The sequence below is a fragment of the Psychrobacter sp. AOP5-GZ1-6 genome, assembly GCF_052376345.1.
In the GTDB taxonomy this organism is placed as follows: Bacteria; Pseudomonadota; Gammaproteobacteria; order Pseudomonadales; family Moraxellaceae; genus Psychrobacter.
The window spans coordinates 22,752-43,785 of the sequence record NZ_JBQSVP010000015.1; the positions used below are offsets into that span (position 1 = coordinate 22,752).

At 41.0% G+C, this 21,034-nt stretch carries 14 protein-coding genes; 7 read left to right on the top strand and 7 right to left on the bottom strand.

The window, feature by feature from the left end; translation table 11 throughout:
- Positions 1-79: 79 nt before the first annotated feature.
- On the top strand, positions 80-1,192 hold the full coding sequence (gene era / locus ACT3RN_RS03740) for a GTPase Era (RefSeq protein WP_444518498.1): 1,113 nt from the start codon (positions 80-82) through the stop codon (positions 1,190-1,192).
- Positions 1,193-1,398: 206 nt separating this feature from the next.
- Positions 1,399-2,175, top strand: coding sequence for a DNA repair protein RecO (recO, locus tag ACT3RN_RS03745; protein WP_444518499.1), 777 nt, complete (start codon positions 1,399-1,401; stop codon positions 2,173-2,175).
- A 40-nt stretch (positions 2,176-2,215) separates the two neighbouring features.
- Here the strand turns inward: recO and ACT3RN_RS03750 are convergent, their stop codons facing one another.
- The gene (locus tag ACT3RN_RS03750) at positions 2,216-2,800 is read right to left on the bottom strand and encodes a pilus assembly FimT family protein (protein WP_444518500.1); all 585 of its coding nucleotides are present in this window, start codon (positions 2,798-2,800) and stop codon (positions 2,216-2,218) included.
- Positions 2,801-3,496: 696 nt separating this feature from the next.
- On the opposite strand from ACT3RN_RS03750, the gene ACT3RN_RS03755 reads away from it, so the two are divergent.
- The 3 genes from ACT3RN_RS03755 (at position 3,497) to mscL (ending at position 7,744) form a co-directional block, all read left to right on the top strand.
- Entirely contained in the window at positions 3,497-4,792 is a 1,296-nt protein-coding gene (locus tag ACT3RN_RS03755) for an OmpA family protein (RefSeq protein WP_444518501.1), read from the top strand.
- Positions 4,793-5,149: 357 nt separating this feature from the next.
- Positions 5,150-7,000, top strand: coding sequence for a translational GTPase TypA (gene typA / locus ACT3RN_RS03760; RefSeq protein ID WP_444518502.1), 1,851 nt, complete (start codon positions 5,150-5,152; stop codon positions 6,998-7,000).
- Positions 7,001-7,291: 291 nt separating this feature from the next.
- Positions 7,292-7,744: a large conductance mechanosensitive channel protein MscL gene (gene mscL, locus ACT3RN_RS03765; protein ID WP_444518503.1), complete on the top strand. Its 453-nt coding sequence runs from the start codon at positions 7,292-7,294 to the stop codon at positions 7,742-7,744.
- A 219-nt stretch (positions 7,745-7,963) separates the two neighbouring features.
- On the opposite strand, the gene ACT3RN_RS03770 is transcribed toward mscL, so the two are convergent.
- The 6 genes from ACT3RN_RS03770 to cysM all read right to left on the bottom strand — a co-directional run bounded on the left by ACT3RN_RS03770 (position 7,964) and on the right by cysM (position 16,057).
- On the bottom strand, positions 7,964-8,404 hold the full coding sequence (locus tag ACT3RN_RS03770; RefSeq protein WP_192519858.1) for a hypothetical protein: 441 nt from the start codon (positions 8,402-8,404) through the stop codon (positions 7,964-7,966).
- Between the two features lie 281 nt (positions 8,405-8,685).
- The gene (gene mutM / locus ACT3RN_RS03775) at positions 8,686-9,585 is read right to left on the bottom strand and encodes a bifunctional DNA-formamidopyrimidine glycosylase/DNA-(apurinic or apyrimidinic site) lyase (protein ID WP_192519857.1); all 900 of its coding nucleotides are present in this window, start codon (positions 9,583-9,585) and stop codon (positions 8,686-8,688) included.
- Between the two features lie 68 nt (positions 9,586-9,653).
- Positions 9,654-12,236: a RelA/SpoT family protein gene (locus tag ACT3RN_RS03780; RefSeq protein ID WP_192519856.1), complete on the bottom strand. Its 2,583-nt coding sequence runs from the start codon at positions 12,234-12,236 to the stop codon at positions 9,654-9,656.
- Positions 12,237-12,626: 390 nt separating this feature from the next.
- The gene (gene rlmD, locus ACT3RN_RS03785; protein ID WP_192519855.1) at positions 12,627-14,168 is read right to left on the bottom strand and encodes a 23S rRNA (uracil(1939)-C(5))-methyltransferase RlmD; all 1,542 of its coding nucleotides are present in this window, start codon (positions 14,166-14,168) and stop codon (positions 12,627-12,629) included.
- A 65-nt stretch (positions 14,169-14,233) separates the two neighbouring features.
- Positions 14,234-15,058 carry a 3'-5' exonuclease gene (locus ACT3RN_RS03790; RefSeq protein ID WP_192519854.1) on the bottom strand — a complete coding sequence of 275 codons (825 nt, stop codon included), beginning with the start codon at positions 15,056-15,058 and terminating at the stop codon, positions 14,234-14,236.
- 39 nt (positions 15,059-15,097) lie between these two features.
- The gene (gene cysM, locus ACT3RN_RS03795) at positions 15,098-16,057 is read right to left on the bottom strand and encodes a cysteine synthase CysM (RefSeq protein WP_444518504.1); all 960 of its coding nucleotides are present in this window, start codon (positions 16,055-16,057) and stop codon (positions 15,098-15,100) included.
- Positions 16,058-16,544: 487 nt separating this feature from the next.
- Between cysM and ACT3RN_RS03800 the strand changes: the two genes are divergently transcribed.
- Positions 16,545-20,057, top strand: coding sequence for an ATP-binding protein (locus ACT3RN_RS03800; protein WP_444518505.1), 3,513 nt, complete (start codon positions 16,545-16,547; stop codon positions 20,055-20,057).
- A gap of 163 nt (positions 20,058-20,220) precedes the next feature.
- On the top strand, positions 20,221-21,033 hold the full coding sequence (locus ACT3RN_RS03805) for a crotonase/enoyl-CoA hydratase family protein (protein WP_192519851.1): 813 nt from the start codon (positions 20,221-20,223) through the stop codon (positions 21,031-21,033).
- Position 21,034: the final 1 nt, after the last annotated feature.

Sequence of the window (21,034 nt, forward strand, 5' to 3'; positions counted from 1 at the left end):
TTTCGCTTTTTAATATTGATATAACCAATAACTCATTAAGTACCGTTTAATTGGTTATAAACCTTACAGGATTTACCCTATGAGCAATCGTACTGATTTGCCATCAAATAATGAAGATAGTATCAACGATATGACTGAAAGCACAGAGTTAAATATAAACCAAGATAACGTCGAAATTACAACCAAAGACATCAATCAATCAGAAGATATCTCGTTAGAAAATAACACCGCAATTGAAGAGTTTTTTGCACCTAGCGGGCATACTGGTACGGTTGATGGTTTTAAAACTGGTTATGTTGCGATTGTGGGACGTCCAAACGTTGGTAAATCAACTTTGATGAATCACTTGTTGGGTCAAAAACTGTCCATTACGTCACGTAAACCACAAACAACTCGTCATCGTATTCATGGTATCTTGTCTAATCATGAAATGCAGGCTGTATTTGTAGACACACCAGGCATTCACCATAATGAAGTACGTGCTATTAATGAGCGTATGAATAAAGCAGCAGTATCTGCTTTGGTTGATGTTGATTTAGTGCTATTTGTGGTGGATTCAGACCAATGGCGTGACGATGATTTACTGACATTACAGAAACTTGGTGAAACAGATCTGACTGTGGTATTGGTTATTAATAAATCAGATACCTTGAAAGACAAAGGGAGTGTGTTACCGCTTATTGAAACTTTTAACGACAGTTTCGATTTTGCTGATATCGTTCCAGTATCTGCTTTAAAAAATCAAAACTTAGACCGTTTAGAAGAAGTGATTGCATCACATTTACCAGTCGCGCCACCTATCTATGATACTGAACAGATCACTGACCGCTCAGAACGGTTTTTGGCCAGTGAGATTATCCGTGAAAAAATCATGCGTAGTGCAGGTGATGAAGTGCCTTATGATTTAACCGTACAGATAGACCAATTCAAAGATGAGCCTGCGCACACCGATCCAAAAACAGGTCGTCCACGTAAAGCCTGCACATTCATTGATGCGACTATTTATGTAGAACGCAGTGGTCAAAAAGCTATTGTGATTGGTGATAAAGGTCAACGTATCAAGCAAGTGGGCATGGATGCTCGTAAAGATATGGAACAGCTTTTTGACAAAAAGATCATGCTAACGTTATGGGTAAAAGTGAAGCGTGGTTGGTCTGACGATGAGCGAGCATTGACCAGTTTGGGATATTAATTGCAGACTAGGGCGTGTCGTCAATTTAAAAGATAGTTATCTAATTGGGCTAAATCTTGCCAGACATCATGCAATAGCGGGTTAATAATCCAGTATTATCTGTATTATTTCTCTTGTTTGATGGCAGTTTATCTCATTTTTAAAATGAAGACACGACCTAGCATTCTGAAGATTTCTCTAGATGTTCGATGTTGAGGTAATAAGAAATGCGTAACGAAGCGCTAGTCGGTTATTTATTACATCAACGTCCTTATCAAGAAAAGCGCGCTTTATATTATCTGTTTTCTCAGAAACATGGTGTGGTACATGGTATTGGGAAAAAAGGCGCCCCACTGTTTATGCCGTTACAGCTTTTTGCTACGGGCAAGCGTGATTTAAAGACATTTAGTCAAATTCATATCACCTCACAAAGTGCTACTTCGATCGATATAGCAGAAGAGTACGAGACGGCTACTATTCTAGAGTCAGTCCCTTATAAGAACATCACTGGTCAAAATCAATATTCAGCACTGTATTTAAACGAAATCTTATGGCGACTTTTGCCTGCTGAATATCCTATGCCTGTATTATGGCAGTATTACCAAGATAGTCTGCACCAACTTAGACACTCTTTAAGTGCTATTGAATTACGCATTTGCTTGCGCCAATTTGAGTATTATCTGTTCAAAGAGTTGGGTTTTACTTTAACGTTCACCCACGATAGCATTCAAGATACTATTGAGCCTGAATGCTCTTATTACTTTTTACCTGATGCGGGATTCATGCCTGTTTTACAGAGTAACATTCAATCTGAAGAGTTAGGAAGTAGCACTGAAAAAACTGTCTTTATGGGTGTTGATATTATTAAAATGGCAGATTTGGGTATTACTCAAACCACTTTGAATAATTGGTCGAAGCTACATCGATATATGATTGATCATTTGCTTGATTATCAACCATTACAAAGCCGTTTACTATGGCAGCAGCAGCGACGTTACCAGTAGTTGTTAAATATGTTGCTAAACATATGATATGTCAGCTTGCTTAACTATCACATTTGGTAGGATGGTCTGCATTGAATTTTTGTTTAATATGGCCTGTTTGGCTAAATGATATAAGATACATCGCTTCATTGTAGTCAACGGTGGGGCAATATTTGATATGACCAAAGTGTCCTCGAGGTTGTCCGCTATCTCCCCAAAATTTGGTGTAATGTCGCCTAGCTCCAACTCGTAAACTGAGCTTACTGTATTTAAGGTTTAAGGTATGCTGAGCGATTAAAAAATCTACTTCATCATCAAAATGCTTATTGCTATTGTTGTCTACGAACAGCAAAAGTACTTTGTCGCTATCTCTGTGACAGCGTCCTCCGCTATCAGATAAGCATACAATGACGTCCTGTCTTCTAATGTAACTCTCCGCTTTTGCTGAAGCTAGCGAACTTGCTAACTGGATTTTAATCCGTTTTGCTTCCATTCGAGCCAACTGTGTTCGTATGATTGGCGTTGCGATAGCCACTATAACTGCTAACACTGCTGTAGTGACAATGAGCTCGACTAGCGTAAAACCTTGTTTGCCTCTAAAAGCCTTGGTTTGTCTTGACGGTTTTGTATTGTATGTTTTTCCCAAAAAAAACACGCTATAGATTCGAGTTATAAAGCTACTAAGCCTTTTACGCATGCGCTCATCGTTCATTGGTAGTAATATGAGTGAGAAACGTGTAGATAGCTTATTATAATTTGACGATATCTTATAGAGCAATGTCATGAGGTTTGATTACCTATAGTGGATAATGTTGTTCAATAAAACGATCTCGCTTTTTTCATTAGTTGGTTAAGTGTTTTGGCAATATTAGCTATCAAAAACAGTGTTTTTAATATATTGAATGTATAAAAACTATATATAAAATAATGTTGAGTGTTATAATATATACAGAATATATGTCTACTGTCAAAAATTGTTTCAATTGGTGAATGATGAGTTTTAGTAATAGAGAAAAAGTATCTACTGTATTAAAATATAACTAGGCAATAGATGTTGTTAGGTTTACTATCTATTGGAAACTAACATGCAAAAGATAAAAAGCGTAAAATGTGTTAGTTCTAGGTAACTTCAGAGAGCTATTGTGTTTTAGTTATAACTTTATCGTGTAATAATGTGTAGCTCGTTAACGAAAAAAGTTGTAAACTTCATCTATAATCGATAAGCTACTCCTTAATTGGTTTTGCTTTGTCACTTAAAATTCGTACAAGATGTCTATTTAAAAATGTCTTGATACATGGTTTTGCTTAACGCATCACTAAAATTATCCTTTGGAGGAAGTCCATGAAATTAAATAAAATAGCTTTAGCTTTGGTTGCAGTAGCAGCAGCACCTTTAGCCGCTAACGCTGGTGTAACTATTACTCCGTTACTATTAGGTTATCATGTTACTGACGATATCAGTGACACAGCTGATAAGCAGCGTGATGTTCTACGTACTGGTAAAGATCTATATGTAGATGCCAACGGTAACACTATCGGTGATGGTAGTCGTGGTAACAGCAACGGTGGCGTAGCTAAAGAAAGCAGCCTTTATACTGGTGCAGCTTTAGGTATCGAACTTACTCCTTCTACTCAGTTCCAAGTTGAGTACGGTGTATCAAACGCAAACGGCGAAGCTTCAGAAGATTCTGCTGATGCAGGCGTTAACCGTTTTGACGTAGAACAAACCATGCTAACTGGTAACTTCTTAATCGGTACTGAAGAATTCACTGGTTATACTGATAGTGCACTAAAGCCATATGTATTGGTTGGTGCTGGTCAGTCTAAAATCGAAGTAGAAAACCAAGAAACTTATGTTAACAGTGATGGCGATACCGTTTCTGCTGGTACTGAAGTTTCAAACTCTAAAGACACTATCGGTAACCTAGGTCTAGGTGCTATGTATCGTATCAACGATGCCCTAAGCCTACGTGGTGAAGCTCGTGCGATTCATAACTTTGATAACAACTGGTGGGAAGGCATGGCATTGGCCGGTCTAGAAGTCGTACTTGGTGGCCATTTAGCACCTACAGTAGACGTACCACCAATGGAAGAGCCAGTAGTTGAAACTACTCCTGTAGTAGTTGTTGAGTCTGATCTTGACTCTGACGGTGACGGCGTACCTGATAGCATGGATGCATGCCCAGGCACTCCAATGAACGTAGTTGTAGATGAGCGCGGTTGCCCAGTACCAGTAGATATTACTGATGAATTAAAAATGGAACTACGTGTATTCTTTGATAACGACAAATCAGCTATCAAATCTCAGTACCAACCAGAGATTGCTAAAGTAGCAGAGAAGATGCGTGAGTATCCTAACTCTACAGCACGCGTAGAAGGTCATGCTTCTAAAACTGGTCCTTCAGCACGTTATAACCAACGTCTATCTGAAGCTCGTGCCGTTGCTGTTAAATCTATGCTAACTAACGAATTCGGTATCGCTCCAAACCGTCTATCAACTGTTGGTTATGGTTATGACAACCCAATCGCGCCAAACGATACTGAAGAAGGTCGTGCTATGAACCGTCGTGTTTATGCCATCATCACTGGTGACAAAACAATGACTGTTGAACAAACTAAAGATATGGTTGTTCAGTAAGTAATAGTCAACTGGTTATGTGATATAAATATATAGTTACAAAAAAAGTCACCCATTGGGTGGCTTTTTTTTATTTATGTATTGAGAAAAGTAAGTTATTACATAAATTTATGAATCAATAATGTTATACTAGCGACCCAAACATTCTGTAAATTGACAGAATGTACATTAGCATAGCTATCTGTATGATGAATTTATCAGTATAGATACTTGATTGTATTGAAATTATTTGATTAATAGCACACACTGTGCGATCGTCTAAAAGTAAATACTCAATATCTATCTGGTTGATGATAAAGGTTTATCCAGCGGCGCTTAATGCTACTGCATTTTTTTAAGACGAAACGAGCATTTTATATGGCGAACGATATCAAACACCTGCGTAACATTGCAATTATTGCCCACGTTGACCACGGTAAAACAACTTTGGTTGATAAGTTATTACATCAGTCTGGTACTTTTGGCGACCGTGCAAACATTGCTGAACGTGCAATGGATTCAGGCGATATTGAGCAAGAACGTGGTATTACCATTTTGGCTAAAAACACAGCAATCCGCTGGACAGATACATCTTCAGAGATAGAGTATCGTATTAACATCGTTGACACCCCAGGTCACGCCGATTTTGGTGGTGAAGTTGAACGTGTCATGTCGATGGTTGATTGCGTACTGCTAGTGGTTGATGCTGTTGATGGTCCAATGCCACAAACTCGTTTCGTGACGCAAAAAGCGTTTGAGCAAGGTCTAAAGCCTATTGTTGTCATCAACAAAATTGACCGTCCTGGTTCACGTCCTGATTGGGTAATGGATCAAATTTTTGATTTGTTCGATAACTTAGGCGCAACTGATGAACAGCTTGATTTCCCAGTTGTTTATGCGTCAGCGTTGAATGGTATTGCTGGTCTAGAAGCTGATGACTTAGCTGATGATATGACGCCACTGTTCAAAACCATCGTTGATGTTGTGCAAGCGCCACAGGTTGATGCAGACGCGCCGTTCCGTATGCAAATCTCAAGCCTTGACTATAACAGCTTTGTTGGGGTTATCGGTATTGGCCGTATTCAACGTGGTAAAGTTAAACTGAACACACAAGTAACTGTCATTGATAAGCATGGCAGTACGCGTAATGGCCGTATTTTAAAAATAATGGGCTACCACGGTCTTGATCGTATTGATGTTGAAGATGCACAGGCTGGTGATATCGTTTGTATCACTGGTATTGATGCACTTAATATCTCAGATACAATTTGTGATCCAGCTAATGTTGAAGCATTACCAGCACTAACGGTTGATGAGCCTACAGTTTCAATGAACTTCCAAGTAAACAATTCACCATTTGCTGGTCGTGATGGTAAGTTTGTGACCTCACGTAACATTCGTGAGCGTCTTGAGCGTGAATTGATTCATAACGTGGCACTACGTGTAGAAGACACAGAGTCTCCTGATAAATTTAAAGTATCAGGCCGTGGTGAGCTTCACTTATCTGTACTTATCGAAAACATGCGTCGTGAAGGTTTTGAAATGGGTGTTTCAGGCCCAGAAGTTATTGTCAAAGAAGTGGATGGCAAACTACAAGAGCCGTATGAAAACGTTGTCTTTGATATCGAAGAAGAGCATCAAGGTTCTATTATGGAGCAAGTTGGTCTGCGTAAAGGCGAAATGACTAACATGGAACTTGATGGTAAAGGTCGTATGCGTATTGAAGCGACTATCCCTGCACGTGGTTTGATCGGTTTCCGTTCTGAATTCTTAACCTTAACTTCAGGTTCAGGAATTATGACATCAAGCTTCTCACATTACGGTCCACAGAAGATTGGTGATGTTGGTGGCCGTACTAATGGTGTACTTGTCTCTATGGCGAAAGGTGTTTGCCTAGGCTTTGCACTATTCAATCTACAAAAACGTGGTAAGCTGTTTGCTGAGCCACAGCTTGAAGTATACGAGGGTATGATTGTTGGTCTAAACTCTCGTAGCGACGATATGACGGTTAACCCAACTACTGCTAAGCAGTTGACTAACGTCCGTGCTAGTGGTACTGATGAAGCATTGACATTGACTCCAGCAGTGAAGTTTACGCTTGAGCAAGCACTTGAATTTATTCAAGATGATGAGTTGGTTGAGGTAACACCTAAAGCGATTCGTATCCGTAAACGTTACTTGACTGAAAGTGAGCGTAAGCGTCATGGTCGTGGTAAAAAAGGTGCTTAATATACCCATTCGATTTTAGTGAATTAATAAAAAAGGCTAACACAATGTTAGCCTTTTTTTATGCTGTTAATATAATTTTTACTTAATATATTAATTAAATTATATAAACTATAGTGTCTTAATTAAACTTATAATATGTTATATATAACTAAGGATATCAATATATGTATACAATATGGCAATAAATACGTAAAAATAGCCTTACAGCACTCAAATGATACCTATTATCAGATGGCTTATTGTGTGGCACATAAAATATAGTATACTCGAAAAAATTTTAGGAGATACATTATGAGCATGACATCAGAATTCAAAGAGTTTGCGTTAAAAGGCAATGTGATGGACCTAGCGGTTGGCGTCATCATTGGCGGCGCTTTTGCTACTATCACAAAATCTTTAGTAGACGATATTATTATGCCATTTGTCGCTTTTATTTTCGGTGGCGAGATCAACTTTAAGAATATGTTCTTAGTGTTAGGTGATGCTCCTGACGGTATTGCTATGACTTATGATGCACTTAAAGAAGCGGGTGTACCTGTATTAGCATACGGTAATTTTATTACTGTATTGATTAACTTCATTATTTTGGCGTTTATTATCTTTATGATGGTGAGAACGGTCAATAAGATGCGCCGTGCTGATGAAGTGGAAGAAGTGGTAGAAGAAGTCGTTGAGCCTTCAGAAGAGGTGCAATTGCTGCGTGAAATTAGTGCTAAGCTTAGCAATACTAATGGTTCAAAATAAAGCTATAGTCAGAAAGTCGCTACAGGGTTACTCTCTTCAAATGTAATATTAGTAGCATATGCACTCAGCTGTTTTATATCCATTTAGAGTTTTTGACTGCCTGTTATGGCGAATAAAATAATAAAAAAGGCTAACGCGAGGTTAGCCTTTTTTATTGTCATTTTACAAAGTTGTTTTTTAGAGTGTGTTCATTATTGAACGTTTTCTAATAATAACTGCTTATGGATTGACCACGACATAGTCATTGGTATTAATGAAAATTTCTGATGGTTGGTCTACCACGATACGCACGATATCATCATCCGTGACTTGTGATTTATAATAGCTGTCTTCAGCAACTGTACAACCTAAGCAACGTCCCATCGCGCTCCAAGGCTCAACAACTAGCTTTTGCTGTGCTTGAGTGGTTTTACCACCGATGACGGAGAAGGGTAGACTAACAAGATAGAGAGCCGTACCAGTGACAGCGCTCACAAGTTGTAGAGGTTTGCCTACAGCAGTATCGACCAACATGGTTTCGTAGGAAGGTCCAAAGTCCGTTTCATCAATCTCTATTGCTGCCAAGGCAGGCTGCATACTAGCGGCCATTAAACTTAAGCTTGCGGCGACAGTAAAAGCTTTTTGCTTAAATGTGCGTTGATTCTTGGCTTTAACAGTCATAACGATATCCTAAAATTCACAATTAGTATGATTGGTGGCTGCTGCTATTTTCAAAAAGAAATATCGCGGCAACGATAGCTAGGTTAAATATTACAGATAAATAAACCGTATGCACTATTTATGTAAGTGCTATTGCTATTAAAGCAAGATGCGGGCTAATAAGCAACAAAAATACGCATGATATAACGACCTTAATGAAAAAATATAAGGTGTTTTCCTAAAATAACTGTGTTGATATATTTATGGTGAATGAGATAGGCAGTAACTGTCTGAAATACTGCTCACATCGATGGTTGACAGCTCGGACAGAAAACACTTGCTCGACCGTTAAGTTTTATATTATCAAGTATGGTATTACAAGTTGGACAGGCCTTTCCTTGTCTTCCGTAAACGTTTAATGTCTGCTGAAAATAACCAGTTTGACCACTGGCAACTGTAAAGTCTTTTAACGTTGAGCCACCAAGTATGATGGCTTTTTGAAGGATGACTTTGATATGATCAACTAGTACAACAATCTGATCGTATGACAATTGATGAGCGGGTGTTGCGGGATGAATTGCTGATAAATATAAGCTTTCGGTTGCATAAATATTGCCAACACCTACCACGACCTGTTGTTCCATAATAATGGATTTGATAGGGCGTGTAATAGGCTGTTTTTTAGTTGGTAAGTTGGTGCGTTGAATGAGCTGATATAAGTAATCGGCAGTAAAATTGTCTGACAGTGGCTCAGGCCCTAAATGGTCTAATAGTTTCGTGCCATAATCTTTATACCATAACACTGAGCCAAAACGTCTTGGATCATAGTAGTGTAGCTGAGATGGTGTGTTATCAACATCATTAAAGACTATGATTAAATGGTCGTGTTTGCGTTTATCGGTACCATAACTGTGTTGCTGCAAGCTGCCAGACATGCCCAAATGAATTAACAGCTGACGTGTTTCTAACGTCGCAGCTTTGGCTGTATTACGGTTAGCATTGAATCGTGATGATGAGAAACTGAGTATCAAATACTTTGCTCTGCGCTCAACCTTATCAAGTGTAAAACCAACCAATTTATCTAAATCATCAGGCATCGCCCAGCGTAGTTTAGGTTGAAATACTTTTACATCAGCAACCTGCTGTGTTAGCAGTGGTGCAAGACTAGTCTTGGTGGTTTCTACTTCAGGTAGTTCAGGCATGATGTTTTTCTAATGGCTGTATTATTAAGTGAGTATTGTTAAGTAAATAGGCAATGCCAAGGTATTGTTTAGACGACAGCTCGACGAGCATGTAAGATACCGTGCTGTTGCTCCAATTTGGCCAGTAGCTTAGATAAATGAGCCAGTCCTGAAACCTCAATATGAAACTTCAAAAAAGCGATATTATCGTCATTACTAAGGGTTTGAACCTGACGGATATTGACGTTTTCTTTATCAATAATTTGTGTCAAATCACGCAATAGTCCTCGTCTGTCATATGCCTCTACATGAATATCAACTGGTTGATAGCGACCGGATTGAACGCGCCAAGCTGCTTCTATTTCGCGCTCTGGATCACGCTCTATTAAACGTGCATATTCGGGACAGCCACGATTGTGGACACTGACACCTCGTGACAAGGTGATATAACCAGCAATAGGCTCACCATGTACAGGGTGACAGCAGCCTGCTAAATGAACTTCAATATTATCTAATCCATCAATATGGATTTTATAAGCATCGAGTTTGTCTGCATCTCTGTTATCGACACTAAGTATGAAGTCTTCTGGAGGACTCTCAGGCTCTAGATGTAACTGACGAGAAATATGGCTAGTGAGCTGGTTTAGACCAATTTCACCAGTCACCAAGCCAACGATAATATCGTCGGTGGTATTGACATTAAAATGTTGAAGATAGTCATTTAAGTCAATGCTGTTTGGATGTACTGATAACCGCTCAAGCTCTTTGCTGAGCATTTGACGACCAATCTCGATGTTTTTATCACGGTCTTGTTTATTGAACCATTGCCTTAATTTTGAGCGTGCACGGTTGGTATGAATATAACCGAGGGATGCAACCAACCAGTCACGATTAGGTTCACGTGATGATTTGGTGATGATTTCAACTTGCTCACCTGTTTTGAGTTGATAAGTCAATGGCACATAGCGCTGATTGACTCGCGCGGCTTGGGCACGGTTACCAACCTGCGTATGCACGTAGTAAGCGAAATCAAGAACGGTGGCACCTTTTGGTAACTCGGTAATATCGCCATCACGGCTGAAGATATAAATACGTTCGAGCTCATCAAAGTCAACGAGTTGCTCCTCTTCATCGAGCTCCGTATCATCGAGTTCGTCATCTGTTAATGAAGGTGAGCGTAGCTGATTACGTGTTTCATTATTAATGGATAATAATTGACGTAGAGAGCTGATTCTCTGACTGAGATAGTTATCCTTTTTATTCTTTAGACCTTCTTTGTAATTGACATGCGCACACATGCCAAGCTCAGCCTCAAAGTGCATTTCATGGGTACGAATCTGTACCTCAAGAGATTTTTTCTCAGCAATAACAGCGGTATGTAGTGAGCGATAGCCGTTAGATTTGGGGTTGGTAATATAGTCATCAAACTGTTCAGGAATATAACGCCATAGGCCATGTACCAGACCGAGTACGTGATAACAGTCTGAAGGCGTGGTGACCAGTACCCGCAGTGCACGAATATCATAAAGCTGATCAAAGGATAAGCCTTTGAGCTTCATTTTTCGGTAGATAGAATATATATGCTTGACGCGTCCAGAAACTTCGGCTTCTATATTGGACGCTGCTAAGGCTTCATTGAGCTGGTCTTGTACACGCTGAATATAAGACTCACGCTCGCTACGTTTTTCGGAGAGGAGTTTGGCAATTTCTTTGTAGCGATCAGGTGCGAGATAACGAAAAGCTAAGTCTTCAAGTTCCCATTTAAGTTGCGCTATACCCAACCGATGCGCTAATGGTGCATAAATGGTCATGACTTCCCGTGCCACACGACTTTGCCGAGTGACACTAGAAAATGTCAGCTCACGCATAGCAAAGGTACGCTCTGCTAGCTTAATAAGCACCACGCGTACATCGTTAGTGACGGAAATAAGCATGCTATAGATATTGGATAACTGGTCACGTTGGTTGTTGACAAAGTGATCTTCCAAACGCTTATTATTTTCGATAATTTCAGACAGCTTACCCATTGCTAAGGCATCTTTGACCAAAGTAGATATATGCGATCCAAAGTTCTTTTCAATATCGGCAAGGCTTATGATTTCTTTACGTGCACTGCGATAAAGCATCGCCGCGACAAGGGCGTCTTCGTCTTGATAAAGGTAGGTCAGTATGTCGGTCATACCAATACCAGTCACATAAGCACCTGAGCGTTCAGATTCGTTGGTATTCATGTGATTACGAATGAACTCACAAGCAGCATGCAAGTTGGGTACAGAGTCTTGTCCGATACGCTTGGCCACGTTGTCTAACCAAGTAGGGACATCGATATTCACCTGATCTAAATCAATGACTTCTGGCTCTTTTTCAGCGAGAGGGTTATTTTCATCTAAAAGCGGGTTGTTGGAATATTCATTATCAAGCTCTAAATCATGACTATGTGAATCATTGCTGTGGGAATCATGACTATGGATAGTGTGTAATGCTGAACGGTCAAACGTAGTATGTAGCTTATGAGTGGTCAGCTGGTATTTTATATCAAGGGGAATTTGAGCATAGCTATTGGCAGACTGATGAGAGCGTTGGCTCGCGACCAGCTGTGCCGCAAGTGTTGCACTATCGGCTTTTGTGGTCTGTCCATCCACAAGTGGCAATCCTTCACGAATTTTTACCATAGCCGACTCCTCTTAGCTATTTTGAATTGATTATAACTGCATCTACTATACACACTCTACTACCAAACCCCAAAAATACAATCAGCGGTGTCAAAATTATTTAGTCTACGGCTCGTAGTGTTTGAACTTGTTTGACTTACTGATTTTATCTTTTGAATGCCATAAGTTTATGATTCAAAAAGTATTCACTATAAACCGATAGAGCTGCTAAAAATTTTTAGCAGCCATAAACTGTGCATAAAATATATAAAGTTATAGATATAAAACTTTCTAGCCATAAATAAAATCAACATAGAAAATTTGTTCACTATTATCTCATTTTAAGGCGACAAATCAAGCGAGGCTATGTAATGTCAGCCATTTATAAAGATAAATATCGTCAGAGAACGACTAGACCGCTATTTTTTCGAAACGGGCGATCGACTCAACATGCCCCGTATGACAGAACATATCCATCACGCCAGCATCTGTCAAACGATAGCCTTGTTCTAATAACGCCTTTGTATCACGGGCGAGCGTCGCAGGATTACAAGAGACATAAACGATACGCTCAGCATTAAATTTAGGCAAATACTGCATAATCTCCCATGCGCCAGAGCGTGGTGGATCAATCAGCAATGCATCAAACCCTTGGTTCGCCCACGGTTTGTCGGTACAGTCCTGCGTCAAGTCTTGGCTATAAAATTCGGTGTTATGGATACCATTGCGTCGTGCGTTATCTGCTGCACGCGCCGTCATGGCTTCGCTGCCTTCTACGCCGATTACAGACCCTGTCTCACCAACAAGCCGTGCTAGTGGTAAGCTAAAGTTACCCAAGCCGCTAAACAGATCCAGTACGCGCTCTCCTGTTTTTAGATCCAATAAGTCGCAGGCGAGTTTGGTCATTTTGCGATTGACCGATAAGTTTACTTGCGTAAAGTCAGTCGGAATAAACTCAAACGTCAGATCGTACTCTGGTAGCTGATAATACAAGCGCCCAAACTGCTGACTCATATCATCAGCATCGGTCAGTGCGATGCGCTGAATGCTGTCAGCCCCTTTAGATTGTAAATATAACTGCCAATTACGCTCTGCAAAAAACACTTTGAGTTTCTCTATATCAGCGTCTGACAATGGTTCTAAGTTACGCACGATAAGCGCAACGGGTTGGTTGCCATCTGGCAGCTCAGGTATCTTTTCACCCATGGCCAGTTCAAGCTGGGCAATCTTATTGCGACTCTCTAACGTACTAATGAGTGCTTTTAAGTTTTCAATTTCAAAACCAATTCTTGGGTCTAGAATGTGACACTCATTTAATTCTGCTAAGAAGTTACTTGAACGCTCGCGAAAGCCGACCAACGCTGTTTCTTTTTTGGTGACATAACGCACACCCATTCGTGCTTTGGTACGGTAACCAAGACGATCAGCGACCACGGGTTCGAGCCAGTTATCAGGTGTTACATTGGCCTGATGGATGAGCATCTCGGCCAGTACAGATTGCTTAAAGGTAATTTGGCTTTCTGGCTGCCAATGCTGCAAGTTACAGCCGCCACAGACACCGAAGTGCGGGCAGGGTGGTACGGTGCGCTCAGGATTTGGATTGGCAGTAATGCTAACGGCATCGCCTTCTTCAAAACTGCTACGACTATTGGTTATTTTGACCAACGCGCTTTCACCGGGTAGCGCAAAACTGACAAAGGTTGTTTTGCCATGTTTGTCTTCAGCATGACCATCGTCAACCCCAAAACCATTGCCATAGGTGGCAACACCGCGACCATCATGCGACAATCTATCGATGGTAAAAGGAATTGGTTCGGCATCTTTTAGGCGACGACGTGTTTTTGATGATGGTTTAGATTTTTTCTTGCTTGGCGGAACGATGATAGTTTGGCCAGCGTTGGTTTGTGACGTCGCGTCAGAGGTTATAGCCGTTTTTGAATCGGTGGGTTGCATAAACCTGCCTTAATGATAAGTAACTAAAAATGAAAGTAAAAGTGATTGCTTGTAATGCTGTTATGTCACGATGTGGGTGCAGAGGACCAATGAGCGATGAAGTCCTGATGACGCAGGTGACCATCTGCTTGAGTACACCCTGCTAAATAGTCATAGCTCTGCTGTTGCCAAGTATCAAACCCTGATGACGATAGCTGTCCGGTTAAACGCAACCAGCGTAAATATATGAGCCAAGTATTCATCACATCTGATTCGCAATAAATAGAAAGCGTTTGCCAGTCATTATTAGTGACGAGCTCGCCAATCATGCTACCGTTTAACGCTGTTTTGTCGGGTAGACCATATAAACGTGCGACGATATCCATGGCTTCGCGCCGACTGGCACCGTATTGACTAAATCGATCCATCAAATCAAGGTGGCGCGTGTGGAAGCGATTGACGTAGTTGTCAAAGCGCATGTTTTTTATACGCTCACCTTCTTCAAATAACCACGGCGCTGATAAATCGTATTGCATAGCACGATAAATAAGAACCGGAATATCAAAGCCTGAGCCATTCCAGCTGATAATCTGTGGTAGTTTTTTGAGCTCACTAAAGGCCCGAAAAAACTTGGTAAGAATCTCTCTTTCGCTCAGCTTATCCGCCGTTAGTGAAAATAAAGAAAACTGACCGTCTTTAATATATAAAGCCGAAATGCAGACGATACGCTGTAATGGCAGGCGCATAAAATCATGCCCAGCTTCTTGCATACGTATCGCAGTCAACGCGCTTAGGGTGTCTGAGTCATTGAGCCCAGCCAACTGCGGGTAGATACGCCGCGCGCCCTCAATATCGGCGACAGTCTCGATATCAAAGACCAGTATAGGGTCGGAAGGTAATGCTTGTGTCATAGATAAACCCGACTATTTATAATATTGATTCTCATAAGATTATAGCGCTGTGTTGTCTACGTTATCATTGACATTATATAAACCTGTCGATAAATAACGATCACCACGATCGCATACAATGAAAGCGATAACTGCGTCTGGGTTTTGTTTGGCAACTTGTAACGCAGCCCAAGCTGCTGCACCTGAAGATACTCCTGCGAAGATACCTTCTGCTTTTGCCAGTTTGCGCATATAAATTTCTGCAACGCGCTGATTGATATCCATCACGTCATCGATCAAAGCCGCATCAAAAATACCAGGCATATAATCTGCAGGCCAACGGCGGATACCTGCGATAGACGCTTCTTCATCAGGTTGTAGACCAATGATTTTAACGTCGGGATTTTGTTCTTTAAGATATCGTGCCACGCCTGTAATCGTACCAGTGGTACCCATTGAGCTGATGAAATGAGTAATTTTACCACCAGTTTGAGCCCACAGTTCAGGGCCTGTGCTCAAGTAGTGAGCGTGACTGTTATCAGGGTTATTAAACTGATCTAATACAATACCTTGACCCGCTGCTTGCATTTGCATCGCCAAATCTCGTGCCGCCTCAATGCCTTCATCGACTTCGATTAACGTCGCACCATAGGCAATCATGGCATCTTTGCGCTCTTGGGTTGAGTTGGTCGGCATCAATAGTGTTATCGGATAGCCACGCATCGCGGCGACCATGGCCAAAGCAATGCCCGTATTACCGCTGGTTGCTTCAATGAGCATATCGCCTGGCTTGATATCACCACGCTGTTCTGCTTGATAAATCATATTGAAAGCAGGTCTATCTTTGACAGAACCTGCTGGATTATTTCCCTCAAGCTTGGCCAGTACGGTAGCGCCATTTGTTAGTTGCTCTGTGTCAGGTAAGCGCTGTAGTTTAACCAATGGTGTCTGACCGACACAGTCAGCAAGCGTGGAGACCTGAGTAATAAAATTAGCATTTGATATGGCTGCCACGGACATAAGGTATCCTTATTAATTTTTGATATTAAGTTTTAAATATAATTTTAGTTTTCGAGTAAAGGTGTGATTACAGTTGCTATCGCGGTAAGTTAATGATTTAGTGGTTAATTGTACTACTGCCACTTCAATAAGTCGCAACAAAGCGATAGCCAGTAAAAATTTGAGTCATTATATCATTTTGTTTTTGGCTACGCTGATGGCATCAATATATTTTGTTAAATGAGTGGCGTTCGAAAATGGCTAGATAATTTAAATGATGTTAAAGCAACAGGTATTTACTATATATCAGAAGTCCCAGTAGAAGAAATCTAAGTATGCGGTTAATGGCATAGATGATGATATTTGTGTTTATAAATGCTGTTAAAATGGCTGAAGTATCTAGGGCGCATCTTCAATTCAGTCGATCTTAGACAATTTTTTATTAGGTAGGATGGTTTGCCGCTACGATTAATAGGTAGCAAACATTCCAGTAGAGAGTAACACTAGCATGGCATATAAAAAACGTTTTGATACAAGCAGTGCGTATGACCAATTAATCATATTGGTGTTTTTACCAATTTGTGTGTTGGCAGCCGTTGGCGGTATTTTGGTCTTTTATGAAACCATGCGTGCGAGTAACTCAGAGCAAGGTGTCTTGGCTGAAGCGGTGCTTATTCGTTATACACCAGTGATTGCCGAGCTCATTCCTGAATTATTAGAGCAAGAGCAAAAGCAAGTTACTAGCGAAATTTATATAGGTGATACGCCTCAGACGGTTATCACAAAGCTTGAAGATATCCAAGATAAGCTGGGTCGAATGCAGTCGGAGCAACACGTACAGCGTATTGCTATTATTGACGAAAACAATCAGGTGCTTACCGCCGTTGGTTACGGATTAGATGAAGCGTGGCCATCCATCGATACCAAAGAAAGCTTCTTGTCACAAAAGCAAACACCGATTGGTACTGCTTATGGCAGTGTGCTAGGCGATTTTGAAGGACAAAGACTGTGGTTATTAATCGATATGGATAACGAGCCGCTTTATATTGCGCGTTATCGTATTGCCATGGCGCTAGTGATTACTGGTTTGTTCACGATATTGATTTTATTACTCAGTTTAAATATTTATTCAAAGCGCTGGATAACACCAATCTATGAGTTACGTTTGCAGCTACAACGCACTCATGTAGATAATTTGTATTATCCCATTCCGGTTGAATCAGATGGTGAGCTCAATCTGCTGCAGCAAGATTTGGTCAGGACATTCCGCCGTTTGCATATGAGCTTTCAAGAGCTTAAGGATCATGCAGAGCAAACGGAAGATGATTTACGTTTGGCCTTTGACGAGATGGAAATGCAAAACATCTCTATTCGAAATGCGCGTGATGCCGCCATATCGACCAGTCAAGCCAAGTCTGCTTTTTTGGCCAATATCAGTCATGAGTTGCGTACACCACTTAACAGTATTGATGGTTTTATTAATCTATTAGCACGTCATGGTGAGTTAAATCCTGAGCAAGATTTGTATGTGCACACCATACGTAAGTCTTCAGCTCATTTGCTAGCATTGGTAAATGATGTTTTGGATTTTTCCAAAATTGAAGCAGGTAAATTGGTACTCGATCGCCATGAGTTTGACCTCTATGACACCATTTATGATGTGGTAGATATGCTCTCGCCAGTAGCAGCAGAGAAAGGTTTGCGCATGGCGGTGCTGTTTTATAACGATGTACCGATGCGTATCAACGGTGATGCTCTGCGTCTCAAGCAGGTATTGACCAATATTGTGGGCAATGCCATTAAATTTACTGATACTGGAGATGTGGTCGTACGGGTGAGCTTGGATGATCACCGTGACAACTACCTGATGATTAGTATACAAGATAGTGGAAAGGGTATTTCTGTAGAAGATCAAAAAATGCTGTTTCAGAGCTTTAGTCAAGGCGATCCATCTATCACTCGTCAATACGGTGGTACAGGACTGGGTCTGGTCATCTCCAAGCAGTTGACTAGGCTGATGGGCGGTGACATTGGCTTTCATGACAATGCGCAAGAAAACATCGCCAATCAGGGCGCGACGTTTTGGTTTCGTATGCCAGCCCATGTCGATGTACTAGAAGCAGCCACTGGTCAAACGATTGAACTGCCAGTCTTGGCACCGCTTGCGAGTGAGACCGATGAGTTTAATGTGTTGGTATGGATTAATCATGCCGCCTCTATCCAAGTGCTCAAAGCCAGCTTGCAATATTTACCGATTACACTGACCCAAGCCAACTCATTGCCAGGTGTGCTTGAATCATTAAAAGAACGCGGTAATTATTGGGACTGGGTCATCGTTGATGATGATACACAAGACGATATGATGGCGCTGCTCAAACAGATTCGCTTGCATTACCAAGGCAAGCTTGCGGTATTTGGTTATCAAGTGGCTGCGGATCAGGCACTATTGAATCGCTATCATGCCAATATTTTGTATGAACCATTGGATAAAAGACAGCTCTACGCCATGCTAGATACGCAAAAGCGGACTGTACCAACCAGTTTGCAAGAACCACGTTGGAAAGGGGTAACGGTTCTAGCAGTCGATGATCATCTACCCAACCTACTGGTATTAGATGCTTTGTTGAGTGAACTTGGTATTCATGTTTTGACAGCAAGTAGTGGTTTTGATGCCATAGAGATTATCAGTAAGCAGCAGATTAAACACACCAAATTATCGAAAAATGATAAGCAGAGTCTGTCAAGTAAAACTCAGCTCTCTAAAGCGGAAGCTCGCGATGAAGCGAATAAAAAATCTAATAGTACGCTTTTTGAAGATGCAAATACCGAAGATAAAACGGCTATTCAGGGTAAAGATAATATTGATTTAATATTTATGGATATTCAAATGCCACGTATGTCAGGGCATGAGGCAGCGCGTCAGATTCGCGATATTGAAAGTGATGATAATCATACCCCTATTATAGCGCTGACAGCGCATGGCTTAGCGGATGAACGAGATAAACTGATCGCCAGTGGCATCAATGATTATGTTGGTAAACCTATTAGCCAACCGCAATTGCTACAAGTACTACAAAAATGGCTTGGACGGACATCGAACACATCAGAATTAATGGTGCTGCCTAGCACAGATTTACAAAGCGTTGACTTGTATGATGGTGAGGTATCAGAGACAGAGACAGAGACAGAGACTGGTGTTATCGATTCGGTCACTAGTCACTCAATGAGTAATAGTATTCAGCCTCATGATTTGCAAAATAGAGATGCTGAAATACAGTCAACTTGGCCCTCTGATTCTGCTACTAAAGCTTACACCATGGTACAAGGAGATGAAACCGATAAGAATGATGCATCTGATATCACAAACCCACAAAAAATCACTCGTCCTTTATCATTGAAAAAAATTCGTGACAATTACCTACGTGACAGTCAGCCTCGTGACGACTATAGGCGAGAACCATCACGTGAAACCCAACCTCGTTATGAAGGTCTACATTTAAATAAACATGGACAGGTACCATTATTGTCTGCACCGAAAAAACCAATAGGTAGTTCTCATGATGAGCGGATAGCATATACAGAGTCAGGAGATTACGATCAAGGAATTAGAGGTTTAGAGGTTTTGGATTGGCAAGATGCATTGCATCGCTCAGCAAATAAACCTGATTTGGCAGCCAAGCTTATTATTATGATGCTTGATACGATTAATGATGAAAAACAGGCACTAGCCCAGGCATGGGAAAAGAGAGACCGCAATATGCTGGCACAAACTGCTCATCGTATATTAGGCGGTAGTCGTTATACAGGTGTGCCACAGCTACGTCAGGCCAGTCAAGATTTAGAAGATAAGTGTTTATTGAATGTACAGCATACCACCCCTGCACAGTTTGCTATGCTTGAGCCGTATTACGAGGCGCTAATGTTAGCGTTAAATAACTTACAGGTGTTAGATTTATCTGGCTATCCTCAGCTGACTTATCATCGCTTGAGTGAAAATGATATGACCTGGAAAATGATCTAACAGAATAATTATATAGGAATACCATAGTAAAGTGAGTGCTCTAGTGGTTCTTTGACTATATTGTACCGTCACAGTCAGTTATTGCTGAGGTAGGGTAGAGATAAGCCTGTTAGTATCATTGTTATCGGCGCTATATTTTATTCATTCATTAATAAGGATTGTTATGAAACCGATTGCTACTTACAAGTATGAGACCTTACAAGTTGGTATCACTGATAATATATTAACGGTCACTTTGAATCGCCCACACAAAAAAAATGCCATGAGCTTCAAAGTAGTGAACGAGCTGATTGCTTTGGCAGGTCGTATTAGCAAAGATCAAACGATACGAGCGGTGATATTAAATGGTGCAGGAGGCACGTTCTGTGCGGGTATTGATTTGGGTGATTTGAATCATCCAAAGAATAAAGCTTTTGCTTTTTGGGAGTTAGTAAAACCATGGCAGAGCGCTTTCCAACGGGTATGTTTGGTGTGGCGTGATTTACCTGTCCCCGTTATTGCAGTCTTAGAAGGCTACTGTATTGGAGCAGGGCTGCAACTAGCGCTTGCTTGCGATGTGCGTATTAGTCATCCTGATTGTCAGCTCTCTATCATGGAAGCTAAATGGGGACTGGTACCTGATATGGGCTTAACGCAATCAGCATTTGGCGTCGTGCGTGAAGATGTCTTAAAAGAGCTGGCTATGAGCGCGCGTATTATTGATGCTGATGAAGCTCAGGCATTAGGTCTAGTGAGTCATTGTGGTGACAACCCACTTGAACAAGCCAAGCAGCTCGCTACGGAGTTTTCTGAGCGCTCACCTGATGCGGTGCTGGCGAGTAAACGTATTATCAATGCCATGCATCATCAGCCTGCGACAACGTTATATAAAGAAAAAGTATGGCAGCTCAAAATGATGCTCAGTCGTAACCGCAAGCTGGCACTTAGAAAAGCCAAGCAAGCCAGCACCTCGTTTGGCAAGCGTCAGTTTCGTTAAT